Source organism: Pseudomonadales bacterium (genome assembly GCA_024234615.1).
In the GTDB taxonomy this organism is placed as follows: domain Bacteria; phylum Pseudomonadota; class Gammaproteobacteria; order Pseudomonadales; family IMCC2047; genus JAJFKB01.
Genome location: JACKNY010000001.1, coordinates 1,239,885 through 1,256,523 on the forward strand (window position 1 = coordinate 1,239,885; position 16,639 = coordinate 1,256,523).

Consider the following 16,639-nt stretch of genomic DNA (forward strand, 5'->3'; position numbering starts at 1 on the left):
CAGACAAAAATAGCAACCATGCTTATTCGCTGAGTCCAGCATCTCTGATGACGGCATTGTCGCCAAGGTCGTTTACCGGAACGGCGTTGCCATGGCGCACTAGTTCTTCGATGGCGGCGCCGATACGGGCGTGATCCCAGGCGGAATTTTTTCGCAGTACATTGGAGGTGAGTGCGACCAAATAACGCCGTTGCTCTGTGTCGGGCTTTGCTGGTGACTCGATGATCACGACAGAATTCATCGCATTTTCCACGTTGCCCATGTATTTGCCACAGCGATAACCCACTTCCTCTTTACAACGGTATAGCGACCCACTTTTAAAATAGATGGCCGCTTTTGCTAGCTCTGGTGGATAGGCATAGCGGTAACGGCGTTTGGTCATGTAGAGGAAACGCTTCATTTCCAAGCTGGACCATTCGTCTACTAATCGCCCCTGCTCCAGTCGTAAGAAAAACCGCGCCAGTTCTTTGGGGGTGGCGCTGGAGCCGCCGATGCCTGGAATTCGCTGTTTGCCCGTGCGCGTCCAAAAATTGCCAACTCGCAAGTATTCTGGGTTGAGCGAAGCAGCAAAAAGGGCATCGTTGATAATTTCTTGCGCCAGATTTTTTTGTGTCTGACGTGGTGTGAGGTGAAAATAATCGGCTTCCTGCTGAGGCGAGGGAGGGTAGGCAGCGCCGAACACCCTTAATAACATGGCTTCTTTCCAGATGGTGCTGCCGGCCGCATTAGCTGATGCGGAAATCATATGATCCAGCCATTCCGACAGGGTAAAAGCTTCGCCGGGTTGGATTATGGCGGAAGTCATAATCCCTGTGCTTGCGTCGAAACGCGGCACCTTGTGCTCGTCGCTAATGACCCAGTTCTCAGCGGTAATAATATGTTCTCGCAGTAAGCGCTGGCGGTCTTCAATTGCTGGGAATGCGCGGCGCAGGCCATCAAACAGCGCCAACATGCAGAGAATCTTACCAACACTACCGGGGGCTTGAGCGCGATTTTCGCGTAGGCCCGCCCAGCGTATGTTATGACTGTCGGTGAAGTCTATCAGGGCGATGCTATAGGAAGGATCGCGGTCGCTAAACATTGCTTTTAACGCCGCCTGTAACGACGGATCTTGAGTGGTAGCGTTGATATCCCAATCAGTCTGTTGCAACAGGTGTAATTGAATATCTTCGATACCGAGCAGTGCGCCCGAGGGAAGTTTTGCGATACGAGGCTGTTCCTGAGCAAGACGGGAACCCTCTAAACGCCGGATACCACTATCCGTGCCGTTTAATGGATAAGCCAACAGATCGACCGACAGGTAACAGCAAGCAAGCATTGTTACAAGTAATTTGCTCATGGCTAGCCTCCGGCGGAAAGGGCAAGTTCGTCGAGTTGAATAGATTCCTTCGGTTGTGGTGTGGGTAACAGCCGATTAATCAATTGGTTCGCTTCGATATGGCCGCGTTGCACCAGTGGTCTGATTTGTAACAGCCATAGTTTGCCATCAGCAAAGGCAAATTCGATATCCCAGGGCAAGGTTTCGTCTTGGTCGTCCCGCACAGGTGGGTAGTTGGCAATAACCTCTGCCGCCAGCTTCTGGAGTTCGTGCTGTTCTGTGGTGTTCAGTACGGGCCCGCTTTCTGCTGGCACCCATTGCACGCCGCCATTTGGATTAAGCTCGCGTCGATAAGGTGCTTTCGCCTCGGCCAGCAATAAACTGCTGCCGTCTTCACGTAAAACCAGCGTCGCGGCGCTTTCATTGTCAACGGCGCCTCCTACCCCCCAGGCCGCTGAAACCGTGAGGCCCGCTTGGCCGCTATGCAGATCTTTAGTGACCAGTACCCCGGATTTTTCCGCCGCTATGCTTTTCATTAACAGAATCGAGGCAAATACCTGATCCGGATGCTGTAAAATGCGCCCGCGCCACGCCATTGCCCGACGTGAGTACACCGATCCCCAAACGCGTGGGATGGCCTTCAATTGGGCCTCCAGCCCCACTACATTGGGTATGGTTTCATTCAAACCTGCGCCGGTGAATTGGGGTAGATCCTCGACATTGGTATCAGAGCGCACGAACAGGCCGTAGCTATTGGGCGCTCCAAACTCCTGCGTCATCGCAGTTCTCAGCTGTTCAACGAGATCCTCTCTGAGCAGGGTTGAGCTCACTTCATTACGCATTTGGTCAAGTACCGCATTCAATCCTTCCTGATCCAGCTCGCCTAAGCGAAACCTGCCGTAGGCTGCATCAACCTGTACTCTTTGTGACTCAGTGTATTCGGCGAAGATACCGAAGGGTATTGCTACCGCTGGTGCGATCCGGCCGGGAAAACGCCGCGCTAGTTCGCCGACATTTGCCGCTTTTGGCCCAACCAGTTTGCCGGATAATCCCGCATGCAGCTCTGCCAGGGGTAAGAGTGATAACTGCTCAAGGTTGGGTGGCGGCACAGTGACTAAACTCGTTGCAATAGATTCTGCGGCCGGTGTTTTAGCGCGCACAAAAGCGGGTAGATTAACTTCACGTTCCAAGTAAACCCGGCCATCTGCCGATACCGCTAAGAGCACGGTTTGACCGCTTTCCTGTTGCAGGCGTGGCAGTAACGTCGGTGCGACAACCAAATTGGGAATACCAAGATTGCGCGCGAGCATTTGTACATGGGAGAGAGGGTTGCCTTCGCCGAGGGTGAGAATGCCAGCAACGGGTGTCAGTTCAGCAACTGTTTCTGGCAGAACGACAATCTCGTCTGCTGCGGGCTGAATCCCCAGGGCCAATTCTTCGCTACTAATAACCCTTAGTTTAGCGCGCGCTACGCCGGGATTAATACCCAATAATCCGCTGCTACGAGTTCCGAAAAAATGATGCGAAAGTCCGGCTACGGCAGCGCCGTCCAAGGCTAAGCGCTGGGCGACCTCGCCCAAGGGCAGCAGCACCGATCCGCGCAGGGTTTCATCGACGAAACGTTCGGCACTGTGATCCAACGCACTATATTGTGAAAGGGCTTCCGCAAAAGTATAGCGTACCGTCATTGTTGACCAAGCGGCAGCCAGAGACAATCGCCTAGCAGCATGGGAGTAGAGGCTACCGGCAGCTGAGTCCTCTTGCAACAGCTTAAGCATGGGTTTTGCCAGTGCCTGTTGTTCACCTTCGGATAGCAAGCCCGACGCCCAGGCGCCTTGCAAGAGATGGGTTGCCAACAGGATTAATTCGCGCCGTGACAAACTATTATGTACCAATAGCTCTGATGCGGCGGCACGTACTTCTGAGGCCAGGGCAAGTACCAGATTTAAACGGTACAGGGAAGCGGAAGGCTTATCGGCTGGCGTGTTATCACGCAGGGTTGCCATAGCCTTGGTTAGCCGCGCCACCCGTTCGATACCTTGTTGCTGGCGGCCAGCGGCAAGCAGGCTGGCGACATCAGGCACCGTTTGCGCCAAGAATTGTTCTGCTTTCAATAAGCGAGTTTGACGCGCAGATTCACCATAAAGGTCATCAAGCCCGTTCGCCAACAGCGTTGTGTCGGCAAGCACATCAGGGGGTAAGTCGTCCCTTTCTAAGGCCCACATCCGCACACGGTTTGCACTTGTAGGACTTGGTCTGGAGTGAATTTCTATGCGCAGACGATTAAAAGCGGAATCTTTTTCGGCGATATTCTGAGCGAGTTGGCGAATCTGATAACTACGCCCTTCGGCACCATGGTGCGGAATTGTCTGTATTAGTTGTAGCGCCAGCAGATAGTTTTGGGATAACCAATCAGGTTGTTGCAGCAAGCGTAGTAATAATTTACGTCCAGCGGTTTCTTCATCTTCAAGTTGTACCCGACCGCGATAATCAAGCGCCTTAGATAACACCCAGCCGTTGTGATGGTCGATCATGTGGCGTTCTAATGGTAGTTCTCTGAGGCGCGTGTGACGAGGCGGACTCCAAAGTTCATCCCAAGATAGCGCGGCAATAACGGTGCCTACATGCCAGCCTAAATGGGCCAGCCGGTTGCGCTCTTCGGAGTACTCAGCATGCTGGCGTCCACCGCCAAGGTCTTTGCAGGCGTAAGCGTGGGGGGGATGTATCGAGCCATCATTGCAAAACCAACGGATACGACGATAAGGGCCGCGCTCGTTATTTTTCATCTGCTTTACCAGCATGCGCGCTTCTTCCAGTATTTCCTCCGGCGGTGGTTTAAGCGGTGATGTTGGGGTAGCGCCAAACACAGCAGCTGGTGTCAACAGCACTAGGCAGGCAAAAATAGGGAACAACGGCATCAATAAAATTCTCAAGATTGTCATTGCTTGGCGAAGAATATTACCTGATCATACCGATTCCTGTAATCCAAAGCTAACGCTACCTAACACAACCATCTTGAATCCTGTCTCCGTTGTCGAAAAAGGTGTTTTACACCGGGTTTTACGCCTGTTTACTGAAGTACAATCCGATGAGGTTGGCCCAGCGTTGTTGTTGTTGGCAAATATTTTTCTAGTGCTCACCGCCTATTATTTTATCAAGCCGGTGCGTGAAGGCTGGTTGGCGGTATCGGTGATTTCAGGTTTTTCGAAGATGGAAATCAAAGCCTATTCCAGCTTTGGCCAAACCCTGGTGTTATTAGCGCTAATTCCACTTTATGCGAAGTTGGCCGGACATTGGCCGCGACGACATTTGATCGAACGTGTCGGCTTATTCTTTCTTGCCAACCTGTTTGTCTTCTGGCTATTTTATCCGGGCAACCTGTTTGTGCAGGTACCGTACCTTGGCGTGATTTTTTATATCTGGGTGGGTATATTTGCGGTGACCCTGGTGGCCCAGTTTTGGTCCTTCGCTGCCGATCTCTATGATGAAGAGCGGGGACGGCGCTTGTTTCCATTAATTGCCGTAGGCGCGTCGGCTGGTGCCGTGGCGGGCTCCTGGATATCCGAACGGCTGGTTAAGTACTGGCAAGTGGAAACTTTCGATCTTATGTTATATGCCGCTGTTCCGCTGGCGCTGGCACTGGGGCTTGCCCATTATGTGGATAGATATGGGATCACCAAAAGTCATGATGGTGCTCAGTTGCGTGAACAGCCGGCAGCAAGAGATGGTGCTGGAGCCTACCGGTTGATATGGAGTAATTATTATCTACGTTGTACAGCTTTTATGGTCTTTGTTATGTTTTGGGTCATGACCAATGGCGAAAACATACTCTTTGCCGCTGTACAGCAAGCCTTGACGAGTGAGGGAATCACCGATATCGAGGGTATCAAAAGTGGAACCGCCGTATTTTACAGCCATCTCTATTTTTGGGTGAATCTGAGCGGGTTATTATTACAAGCTTTTGTAGTATCTCGATTGCAGCGTCATGGTGGTTTTGGAGCATTACTGTTGACTCCGCCGCTGGTATCTCTGGTTTCCTATGGTGCGATGAGTGCGAGTAATACCTTATCCGTTATCAGTGCCGCAAAAACCGCAGAGAATGGCGTCAATTACTCTATTAATAATACCGCGCGACAGGTGCTTTGGCTGACGACCAGTCGTGAAATGATCTATAAAGCTAAGGTTGCTATCGACACTCTTTGTGTGCGTTTTGGTGATGGGTTGGCGGCATTAACGGTGCTTATTGGTAGCCGCGTACTCAAATTGGAAATCACAAAATTTCTAGGTTTCAATATGATGCTAATACTTGTCTGGCTGTTATTAGCGGTATTGGTGGTGCGTGAACATCGGCGTTTATCCTCTCTTACGGAGTGTGAAAAAAACGAATGAAATTCTTGATGGGTGTTTTATGTGTGGCGGGTTTGACGTTAAGTATTTTGGGACAGAGCAGCCCGAAATTGCCATCATTGCCAGTGCCTGTGTCGGAGCAAAGATGGCAGCCGTTAACGGACAGAGTTGATGCTCGCTTACAGGCACAGTTGGAAATGCGTCTGCGTGCACAACCGGGTTGGTCAAGCTTGATTAGAAATTCAAAGCTTGCCGTGGCGCTAGTGGATTTAAGCGAGCCGGAAAGACCGCGTTTTGCGCACGTTAACGGTAATACCATGATGTATGCGGCGAGCTTACCCAAAATTGCCATTTTGCTGGCGGCAGTCGATGCAGTAGAAGCTGGGCATCTGGTATTAGATCGTCAGTTGGATAAAGATTTGAGTGATATGATACGTAGGTCCAGTAACAAAGCAGCGACCCGGGCAATTGATCGTTTGGGCGGGTTAGACAAAGTAAATACAGTGCTAAAGGATCCACGTTTTAAGTTTTATGATGAGGAAACCGGTGGTGGTCTCTGGGTAGGGAGGCGCTATGCAAAGCAAAGTCGGCGCATACCTGACCCGGTTAACGGCATTTCCCATGGTGCTACGGCAACGCAAGTGGCACGCTTTTATTATCGTATGGCAACGGGGCGTATTATTAATTTTCGGGCTTCGCAACGTATGTTGGGTTATATGGTAGATCCTGATATACACCATAAATTTGTCAACTCACTGGATCGAGAAGCTCCTGATGCGAGGTTGTATCGCAAGTCAGGGACTTGGAAGCAATGGCATGCTGATTCAGTCCTGGTGTGGGGGCCGCATTGGCGTCGTTATATTCTGGTCGGCTTGGTAGAGAGTGAGAAGGGCGAAGATATCATTCGGACGCTGGTGACTGTTGCTGAGGATTCGCTACAGAATAAGCTGGCGATGCAGATACCGTTAGAGGAAGACTAACAGAGAATTAATATATTTAACTTTATAGATTAATAAAATTGTTTAACTTATTAAAAAATATGGATATAAAGTTAATTTTTTATTGCTTAAATCATACCCTTCGGGTCTAGTAAACGTTCGAGTTCCTGGCGCGATATTTTTGTCGATTCCTCAGCAACATCCAGAATGGATCGGTTCTGAGCGTAGGCTTGTTTGGCGATCTCGGCGGCTTTAGCGTATCCCAGAATAGGCGTTAAGGCCGTCACCAAAATAGGATTTCGGCTCAAATTTTTAGCGATATTCTGCTCGCAAACGCTGAGCGTGGCGATGGCTTTGTCAGCCAGCAGATGGCAGGTGTTGGCGAGTAATTCGATACTTTGCAGTAAATTGTAAGCGATGACAGGCAACATCAAGTTCAGCTGGAAATTGCCTGATTGTCCAGCGATGGCGATAGTTGCGTCATTGCCCATCACCTGGGCGGCGACCATCGTTGCGGATTCCGGAATCACTGGGTTCACCTTGCCCGGCATAATACTGCTACCTGGTTGCACGGGCTTGAGTTCAATCTCACCGAGCCCTGCAAGTGGGCCGCTGTTCATCCAACGTAAATCATTGGCGATTTTCATAACGGCTACCGCAACCACACGTAAATGCCCGGATAATTCCACGCTGGTATCCTGGCAGCTTAAGGCTTCAAAGAACGAGGGATTTGGTTCGAATTTGATGCCTGTCAGCTCAGATAATTCAGAAGTGAAAGTAGTGGCAAATTTTGGGTGTACGTTAATTCCCGTTCCCACCGCAGAACCGCCTTGTGCGAGTTGACTCAATCGCGGCAGACAGTCACTGATACGTTGCTGACAACAGCCAATTTGAGCCGACCAGGCGCCAAACTCCTGAGCCATAGTGAGTGGCATACCATCCATCAAATGTGTACGACCGGTTTTTATCACGTTTTTAAGTGTTTTGGCTTTGGTGTCAATCGTCTGTTGTAGGTGTTGCAATGCGGGCAGCAGAGCTTTGTGCAAGCGTATGGTTGCGCTGATATGAATCGCAGATGGAATCACATCGTTGCTGCTTTGTCCGAGATTGACATGGTCATTGGGATGTACCGGCTTTGACAGCTTCTTGCTGGCTAAAGTCGCGATGACTTCATTGATATTCATGTTGGTGCTGGTGCCGGAACCCGTTTGAAACACATCCACCGGGAATTCTGCATCGTACTTGCCTGCGGCAATATCCAATGCAATCAGGCGAATTGCCTTAGCGATCGGTTTGCTTAATTGTTTAAGGGTCGCGTTACTGCTGGCGGCGCAAGCCTTGATGAGGCCTAATGCCTGGATAAAGGCTCGCGGCATCGGCAGACCACTGACTGGAAAATTTTCCACTGCACGCTGAGTCTGCGCTCCATAAAGCGCTTTCTCAGGTACTTTCACTGCTCCCAGACTGTCTTTTTCAATACGGTATTTCACTGACATTACCTAGCTGGTGTTTTTGCCCCGGCCTTTCTAAACAGGGTTTTTACCTAACGCTTCTGTCTAAAGGGTATAGCACTTATCACGATGATAGATGACTTTAGGCTGGGGTGCCAGACGGATTTTGTGGTGCTAGATTCGGCTCGCAACAATGACCCGGGGGGTATATACCCGAGTAGCCGATACGATAGACAACCAGTCATAACAAAATAAAAAGTAAGCCTTAGATCAATAAAAACACCAGTATCAATTTGAAAAAGCGTTACATTTGCTTGAGCACAAAAGGCAGAATACCTCCCGCCAGATAATAGTTTACTTCCATTGCCGTATCGAGGCGTGAAAGGACTGAAATTTCCCGCGAAGCGCCATTCGCTTGATGAATGATGAGTTGATAGTTTTTCTTTGCAGTGAAGGCACCTTCGAGGCCAATAATATCAATTCTTTCATCTCCGGTTAGTGCTAATGATGCTAACGAATCGCCAGTGACAAACTGTAAGGGCAAAACCCCCATGCCGATCAGATTTGAGCGGTGGATGCGTTCAAAGCTTTCTGCAATAACTGCCTTGACGCCCAACAACAAGGTGCCCTTTGCTGCCCAGTCGCGACTTGACCCGGTGCCATATTCTTTGCCTGCAAATATTACCGTTGCAATATTGTTCTCCAGATAATGCATGGCGGCATCATAGATGAATATAGGCTCCTGGGTGGCAGCGATGCGGGTGTAGCCGCCTTCGATGCCGGGCACCATTTGGTTATGTATTCTGATATTGCCGAAGGTCCCGCGCATCATCACCTGATGGTTGCCGCGGCGCGAGCCGAAAGAATTAAAATCCGCTTCTTTGACGCCTTTGCTGCGCAGATAATTGGCCGCCGGACTATCGATCGGAATGCTACCGGCCGGTGAAATATGGTCGGTTGTCACGGAGTCGCCAAAAAGCGCCAGTATGCGTGCGTCTTGGATATTTTTCTTCTCAGTATCGGTGTATTGCTTCTCGAAAAAAGGCGGCAGTTGTATGTAGGTCGAATCAACGGCGAACTGGTATGTTTTGTCCGTGCCAGTAGCAATGGCGCGCCAGCTTTCATCACCGGCGAACACCTGTGAATATTGCTGTTGAAACATGGTTTTATCGATTAGCTGCATGGCCTGTTCAATGTCATTGCTACTGGGCCAGAGGTCTTTGAGATAAATGTCGGTGCCATTGGGAGAGACGCCTAAGGGTTCTGTGCTGAGGTCGATGCGCGTAGTTCCCGCTAGCGCAAAAGCGACAACTAGTGGGGGGGAGGCGAGCCAATTCGTTTTGACTAAGGGATGAATGCGTCCCTCGAAATTACGATTGCCGGAAAGCACGGAACAAACCACGAGATTATTCTCGATGACACAGTTAGCGACGTTTTCCGGTAGCGGGCCAGAATTACCAATACAGGTGGTACAGCCGTAACCGACGAGATTAAACCCGAGTTGATCCAAGTACGGTTGTAAGCCGGCTTTGACCAGATAATCGGTGACCACTTTTGAACCCGGGGCGAGTGATGATTTCACCCAGGGTTTCCTCGATAAACCGGCGGCGACGGCTTTTTTCGCCAGTAGCCCAGCCGCCAGCATGACGGCGGGGTTTGAGGTGTTAGTGCAGGATGTGATTGCGGCAATAACCACATCGCCGTGATGCATGTTTTCCTCAGTGCCTGGTAAGGGAAAATTCTGGTCAATCGCGCCAGCTTTACCGTCGAGTTCGATAAATTGATCAATAGCGGTTTTGAGTTGAGTCAATGCAACACGATCCTGCGGTCGTTTCGGTCCGGCCAGACTGGCTTCCACATCGCTAATATTCAAGCGTAAGTGTTCGGCAAATTGGGGAGTTGGAGATAGATGGTCATGCCAAAGCCCTTGCGCTTTGCAATAGACTTCAACCAGGTCGATGGTTTCCGCCTCCCGTCCGGTGAGCTCAAGGTAGGTCAGAGTTTTTTGGTCGACAGGGAAAAATCCGCAGGTGGCGCCGTATTCCGGGGCCATATTGGCAATGGTTGCACGATCCGCCAGTGATAGCGCTCCCATGCCTTCACCGTAAAATTCAACAAACTTACCAACTACGCCGTGTTTGCGCAGCATTTGTACTATCTGTAACACCAGGTCGGTCGCCGTGATGCCTTCGCGCAATTTTCCAGACAATTCAAAGCCGACCACTTTGGGAATTAGCATGGAGACGGGCTGCCCCAGCATGGCTGCTTCGGCTTCGATTCCGCCGACGCCCCAACCGAGCACGCCGAGGCCATTGATCATGGTGGTGTGGCTGTCTGTACCGACGAGAGTGTCTGGGTAAGCGACCGGTTGGCCGTCTATGTCACTGGTCCAGACCGTTTTCGCCAGATACTCTAAGTTGACCTGGTGGCAAATACCGGTGCCGGGAGGCACCACACGAAAGTTGGCGAAGGCTGATTGCCCCCATTTTAAAAACTCGTAGCGCTCGAGGTTACGCGACATTTCCATGTTGACGTTTTCCGCAAAGGCAGAGGAAGAAGCAAAGGCGTCAATGCTGACGGAGTGATCGATAACCAGGTCTACCGGCGTGAGCGGATTAACCTTATCGGGGTCTTTGCCCCGTAAGGTTAAGGCATGTCGCATTGCCGCCAGATCGACAATGGCAGGCACTCCGGTAAAATCCTGCATGAGCACACGGGCGGGATGAAAGGCGATTTCCTGGTCACCTGGATTTTCTGCGCTTTGGGCGAGGGCGACTATATCCTCTTTGGAGCAAGTGACGCCGTCTTCATGGCGTAACAAGTTTTCCAGTAGGATTTTGATGGAAATCGGTAGTCTGCTGATATTCGCTAGCGTTGTTAAGCTTTCAGAATTTAGGCTGAAGTAGCCGTATTCTTTGTCTTTGACGCGAAGTGTTGAAAAACTGTTAAAGCTATTTTTGCTGGCTTTCATATCATTTAGCTCCTAAGCGCTTTAATTCATTCAAGCGCTAATTTTAAATCACCGCAGGATCCATATAATCGCCCTGATTCAGCCCTTCGATATGTTCGACCTGAAAGTTACCAATGGCTTTTTCAACGGTTAAAGAGTTTGAGAACAAGGCGATATGGAAAAGTGCATCACCTTCATTCACCACGGGTAGATTATTTCTGCCAATGATAATGCCGGTGACAGGTGAAACAACTTTGGTTTCATTTTCACCGACACTATCTGCAATTTTTCCAATCGTTTGCCCGGCAGTCACGCGAGCGCCCAGAGCGACTTCAATTCTCAGCAAACCGGCTTGCGGGGCTCTAACCCACTGTGAAGAGCGTGCTTCGATAACCTTATGAACCTCAGTCTTTTTTCGCTGCGGCAGCATGTCTAGCGCGCGCATTACATTTAGCACACCTCTTACACCAGCGCGAATTGACAAATTATCGAAGCGTAAGCCTTCACCGGCTTCGTAGAGGAGCATCGAAAGCCCCTTCTCCATTGCATACTGGCGCAACGAGCCATCACGCAGGTTGGCGTTGATAATCACCGGCGCGGCAAAGGCTTTTGCCAGCCGGGCGCATTCGGGGTTGTCGAGATCAGCGCGTATGTGCGGTAGGTTTGCGCGATGGTTTGAGCCGGTATGCAGGTCAATGCCGTGCGTCGCCTTATTGACAACTTCCTCGGCAAAAATACAGGCGACACGGGCGGCGAGCGAACCATGCTTGGAGCCTGGGAAAGAGCGATTTAAATCGCGCCGGTCAGGGAGGTAGCGGGTATGATTGAAAAACCCATAAATATTAACGATGGGTACACAGATAAGGGTACCGCGCAGGCTCTCAATGGCGCGTGTGTGACGCACCCGGCGTATTATTTCGATACCATTAATTTCATCACCGTGAATGGCGGCGGAGATAAAAACTACCGGCCCCGGACGTTTGCCGTGGATGACATGAATGGGCATCGATAAAGGCGTGTAGGAGGACTGGCTCGGTAGTGGCAGAGCGAGCGTTGCTCTGGCGCCAGGCGCGATGGTTTCCCCGCAGATGGTAAAGGATGAGCGGGCCATACTAACCGATACCGCGAGTTTTGGTTTTGTTAGGACCGGCATTTTTTTCAATAAACTCGATGATCAGTCCGGCGATATCTTTTTGAGTTGCTTTTTCAATACCTTCCAAACCAGGGGACGAGTTCACTTCCATTACCAGCGGGCCTCTGGAGGAGCGCAGCAAGTCTACGCCACAGACGTTAAGCCCCATCACCTTAGCCGCGTTTACTGCTGTACGGCGTTCGGTAGCGGTTAAGGTTACCAGTTGGGCTTTGCCGCCGCGATGAATGTTGGAGCGAAACTCGCCGGGGGGTGCTTGGCGTTGCATGGCCGCTATCACTTTGCCGCCAACCACAAAACACCTTATGTCAGAGCCCTTCGCTTCTTTTATAAACTCCTGTACCAGGATGTTGGATTTCAGCCCCATAAAGGCTTGAATGACACTTTCGGCAGCTTTTTTTGTTTCCGCCAAAACCACGCCGATACCCTGCGTGCCCTCAAGTAATTTAACTACGCAGGGAGCGCCGCCGACTTCACGAATCAAACCGTTAATATCATCCGGCGAGTGAGCAAAGGCAGTGGCGGGGATACCAATTTTTTTACGGGATAATAGTTGCAAAGAGCGCAATTTATCGCGAGAGCGGGAGATGGCGACGGACTCGTTAACACTATAGACCTGCATCATTTCAAACTGGCGCACGACGGCGGTGCCGTAAAAGGTGACGGACGCGCCGATACGTGGAATGACAGCGTCAAAGTCACTCGATCCAAACTCTTCATCTTTATAGTGAATGCTGGGCTTACTCGAAGTGATATCCATAAAGCAGTGTAAGTGATCTAGCACTCGTACTTCGTGTCCACGCTCTCTGGCCGCTTCCATTAAGCGGCTCGTTGAATAGAGTGATTTTTTACGCGATAAAATGGCAATGTTCATTGGTTGTACCTCTTAAGTCTTTAAATCGGGATAAAGGTCGATAGCGTTATAATCGCCTAGGGTGAGAGAAACACCGGGATCAACCACAAATCGTCTTACTAGGGACTTACGACCAATCAGCATACGAAACCCCATTTCGTCACGGTTGCTTAAGGTTATTTCCGTTGGGAAATGGTAGGGGCCAAGCGCTAGGTTGGTGCTGATGACAATCCGCTGTTCGCTGACCCCGTTGGAGCTAGTTACCGGGCGTTCATCCACCATTCGCGCCTCACAGCAGATTTCAGGTTGGCGGTGACGTTGAATGGGGTGGACGACAAATCTAACCCATTGTTCTCCTTTGCGGGTAAAAGGTCTAATTTTAAAGGCATGCAAGGATGACGTTTTTGCGCCCGTATCTATCTTTGCGGCGATACCGGGTAAGCCTAGATCCGGCAGGCTGCACCATTCACGCCAGCCGATAATAAGTTTTGACTTGGTTTTTGTTGGTTTTTGCGTCATAGAAATCGCATTAGTAGTGTGGCTATACCCAGAAATGAAAAGAATCCTGCAACGTCGGTGACAGTCGTCAGAATAATGGATGAAGATTGTGCCGGATCCTGTCCTAGGCGCACCAGTGCGATGGGTACTACCGCGCCAGCAAAACCAGCGGCAACCATTGCCAGTACCATTGAAAGACAGATGACCGCTACCAGGCCGAGTGAGCCGCTCCAAACATATACACCTAAACCGCAGGTTAAAGCAATACAAAGGCCGTTTAGGAAGCCGACACGGACTTCTTTGAACATGACAATTAACCAGTGACGAATGGTGATTTCGCGTAATGCCAGGCCGCGCATGGTTACTGCCAGCGCCTGTGCTCCGGCGTTACCGGATTGGCCGGCGACCACGGGAAGCAGGATTGCCAGCGCGGTAAACTGCGCTATGGTGTTTTCGAATAGGCCGACGACTGACGCCGCCAGAAATGCGGTGAGCAGGTTAATTTGCAACCAGGGCATGCGTTTTTTAACTGCAAACAGCGGGCTGGATAAAGCTCTTTCTTCACGACTCACACCCACCATGGCCTGAATGTCGGAAGCGCTGTCTTCTTGCGCGGTTTGGATCAGGCTGGCGTGCACGATAACGCCAAGCAGCACACCATTGATATCCACCACCGGCAGGTCTAACAAGGCATGTTTGGCGAGGGCGTCGGCGACCTCTTCATGGGTGGCTAACACCTGTACGGTGGCACGCACGCGTGAAGATAGGCTATCGAGCGTCGCCGAAGGGTCCGCTAATGCCAAATCCTGCAATAGCACTCGCGCAGTGATACGGCCGTCCGAGTCAACGATAAACAGCGAGCGCGCCGTTTTCATTTTGGTTCGGCGCAGAGCGTTCAGCGTTTCCTCCACCCGCATGCTGCCACGGTAGGAGGGCACGCGTGTATCCATAATGCGCCCGGCAGAATTTTCCGGATAAGACATGAGGCGGGTTATTTCGTTACGCGTTGCCGTATCCAACAATTCAAGATGCTCCTGACGTGCTTTTTCAGCCATCTGGAATAGAATTCTTACCGCGTTATCCGGAGCGATTTCTGTCAACACCTGAGTTGCCAAGGTTTTTGGCAACAGAGTGGTCAGTGTCGCTGCGACTCGGGGAACGAGTTTGCTCCATACCGGCGCCAGCACTTGCGCTGGTTGCTCCTTGAGTGCGGGTAATATGTCAGTAGCCGCCATAGATTCCAAGTAGATCGCCGCATCAACAGGATAGTCCTGTAAAAAGTGGCGGTTCAAAACTTCAACTACTTCCGAGATTTCTGAGGCCATCAGCCATTGCCTCCCATATCGTTATCCGTGCGTGGTGAACTTGGCAGTGTTTTCTCCTGAATTTCTGAAACACCTGAAATGACATGCAGTAAACCGGTTAAGGAAACAATAAAGGCTTTTCCCATGTGCGCCACCAGTGAAAATTTCAGGTTCTTGTCGCTGGGGTGGGAGGATTTGATCATGCCAGCCCGCAGTGCGCTGTGCGTGAGTGCACCGAGCATAATGTTGTTGTGATCGATTACCGGTAAGGTCGGGAACTGTGTCCAACCTTGGTGATTTTCCACCTCCCAAAGTGTCGCCCGCGTCGGCAGCGCCTCAATGTCGGTATTGAGCAATTCAGCAAGTTTTTGCCCGCCGTCGCTGGTCAGTAGTCGTTCCACCTCAACCAGCCCCACCAGATGACGGCGGTTATCGACAACTATCACAACACCGCCCAGATGACTCTTTTGCCGTTTCACCAAATCCAAACAATGGTCAACTGAACTGTCAGTAGTAAAGTAGGGGATAGCGGTATCCATCCAGGCGCCAACGGTGCTGAGCGGGTAGTTCAGTTTGCGAGCGAAGCTTTTGGCGATGGCATCCGGCATGTGTTTCAGCACAGCACCGCGCTGTTCGTTTGCCATCAGGCGTAATAAGGTTTCTGCTTCGTTAGCAGGTAGGTTGCGCAGGATATTTGCCGACATTTTTTCCGGCAACAATGACAAGGCGCGAGCGGCGGGCCAGCTTGCCATGTGTTCGACCACGGGCACGAGCAGGGCGATGGGTGTTTGCTTGTAGAAGTCGACCAGTTGCTCTGCGGGAAATTCCTGCAAAATAGATGCCGCCGCCTTGGGCTGGTGTTCGAGGAACGCCAGGCTCAGGAAGTTGGCGTTATTCATCATCGGTATCCTCAACCAGCACCACCAGGGGTTGTTCCTGGTAAAGCTTGGCCGGAATGGATATACGTCCTTCCGGGGTGTTGAGAATTACGGAAGTAGCGGAAATTGCCAGCACGGTGCCTTCCCACTCGCCGATACGAATTTTTTGGGCGGGTTCAACCAGTTCTTTAATATAGTGTGAAGCAATCAGGTTGCTGACGAGCGTGCGTGCGCCAATGCCAAAGGCCAGGGCAAATCCGGTTAAGAGGGCTGCCGTTGAAACGCCCAGCATGGTCGTAATAAAGGTGACATCAATGCCAATCTGATCAATGCCGATAATGAGCGCCGTGACAAAGGTAATAGCTTGCGCCAGCCGACTGATAATCTCAGCTTCCGCGAGTTCGCCGGAATGCGCGGCAGCGAGAGTGACATCCTTGACCAAGGAGCTGAGGACGTAACCGAAGAGTATGATCAAGCCACCGGTAATGATAGAGGGAAGATATTCAACAATACGTTCCAGCCACGAAGCGATACCTGCCAAACCGGCAATACGCAGGGCCGCCGTGGTAAAAATAAATAGAGTGATCCAGAACAGCACCCCGCCGACCAGGCGTGTCACACCGCTGGAAAAACGCACAACGGCTCTGGTGCGGCCAGTCAAAAGTCGCTCTAAAAAATGATTCATGAGGTTGAGGAATTTGATAGCGGCAAGGCGGATGAGGCGTGCCACCAGCCAGCCCGCAAAAAGCAGTATTACTGCGCCAGCAATACTGGGTAGATTTTCGATAACCTCATTGCTCGAAGTGAGAATCGTATTCTTAAACTGCTCTGAGAATTCTGTCGCGCTTGGCATGATGTTTCTCCAAAATAAAGTGAGCCAGGAAGAGATTAGCTGCCTATTTAGCGATGGTTTTTTGGAATTTCAATCAATCGACGCATAGCTCATAGTACC

10 protein-coding genes and 1 pseudogene are annotated in these 16,639 nt (G+C 50.9%); 2 read left to right on the top strand and 9 right to left on the bottom strand.

The window, feature by feature from the left end:
- Positions 1 to 22: 22 nt before the first annotated feature.
- Together H6995_05775 and H6995_05780 are read right to left on the bottom strand one after the other, a co-directional pair.
- Positions 23 to 1,339, bottom strand: a complete 1,317-nt coding sequence (locus tag H6995_05775) for a serine hydrolase (protein ID MCP5214497.1) — start codon at positions 1,337 to 1,339, stop codon at positions 23 to 25.
- Positions 1,340 to 1,341: 2 nt separating this feature from the next.
- Entirely contained in the window at positions 1,342 to 4,119 is a 2,778-nt protein-coding gene (locus H6995_05780) for a hypothetical protein (GenBank protein MCP5214498.1), read from the bottom strand.
- Between H6995_05780 and H6995_05785 the strand changes: the two genes are divergently transcribed.
- Positions 4,118 to 5,707: a hypothetical protein gene (locus tag H6995_05785; protein MCP5214499.1), complete on the top strand. Its 1,590-nt coding sequence runs from the start codon at positions 4,118 to 4,120 to the stop codon at positions 5,705 to 5,707. The two genes, H6995_05780 and H6995_05785, sit on opposite strands and share 2 nt — an antisense overlap.
- Complete coding sequence (locus H6995_05790; protein ID MCP5214500.1) at positions 5,704 to 6,645, top strand: serine hydrolase; 942 nt, start codon at positions 5,704 to 5,706, stop codon at positions 6,643 to 6,645. The genes H6995_05785 and H6995_05790 overlap by 4 nt, the downstream gene beginning before the upstream one ends.
- An 86-nt stretch (positions 6,646 to 6,731) precedes the next feature.
- Here the strand turns inward: H6995_05790 and H6995_05795 are convergent, their stop codons facing one another.
- The 7 genes and pseudogenes from H6995_05795 to H6995_05825 all read right to left on the bottom strand — a co-directional run bounded on the left by H6995_05795 (position 6,732) and on the right by H6995_05825 (position 16,540).
- Positions 6,732 to 8,099, bottom strand: a complete 1,368-nt coding sequence (locus tag H6995_05795; protein MCP5214501.1) for a class II fumarate hydratase — start codon at positions 8,097 to 8,099, stop codon at positions 6,732 to 6,734.
- Positions 8,100 to 8,358: 259 nt separating this feature from the next.
- A complete protein-coding gene (acnA, locus tag H6995_05800; protein ID MCP5214502.1) occupies positions 8,359 to 11,025 on the bottom strand; it encodes an aconitate hydratase AcnA in 2,667 nt (888 codons plus the stop codon).
- A gap of 43 nt (positions 11,026 to 11,068) precedes the next feature.
- Complete coding sequence (locus H6995_05805) at positions 11,069 to 12,115, bottom strand: succinylglutamate desuccinylase/aspartoacylase family protein (protein MCP5214503.1); 1,047 nt, start codon at positions 12,113 to 12,115, stop codon at positions 11,069 to 11,071.
- Between the two features lies 1 nt (position 12,116).
- A pseudogene (rimK, locus tag H6995_05810) lies at positions 12,117 to 13,526 on the bottom strand (30S ribosomal protein S6--L-glutamate ligase).
- Positions 13,523 to 14,830 carry a magnesium transporter gene (gene mgtE / locus H6995_05815; GenBank protein ID MCP5214504.1) on the bottom strand — a complete coding sequence of 436 codons (1,308 nt, stop codon included), beginning with the start codon at positions 14,828 to 14,830 and terminating at the stop codon, positions 13,523 to 13,525. The pseudogene rimK and the gene mgtE overlap by 4 nt, the downstream one beginning before the upstream one ends.
- Positions 14,830 to 15,711, bottom strand: coding sequence for a magnesium transporter (locus tag H6995_05820; protein ID MCP5214505.1), 882 nt, complete (start codon positions 15,709 to 15,711; stop codon positions 14,830 to 14,832). Before H6995_05820 ends, mgtE begins: the two co-directional genes overlap by 1 nt.
- Positions 15,701 to 16,540, bottom strand: a complete 840-nt coding sequence (locus H6995_05825) for a mechanosensitive ion channel (GenBank protein MCP5214506.1) — start codon at positions 16,538 to 16,540, stop codon at positions 15,701 to 15,703. Before H6995_05825 ends, H6995_05820 begins: the two co-directional genes overlap by 11 nt.
- Between the last annotated feature and the right edge of the window lie 99 nt (positions 16,541 to 16,639).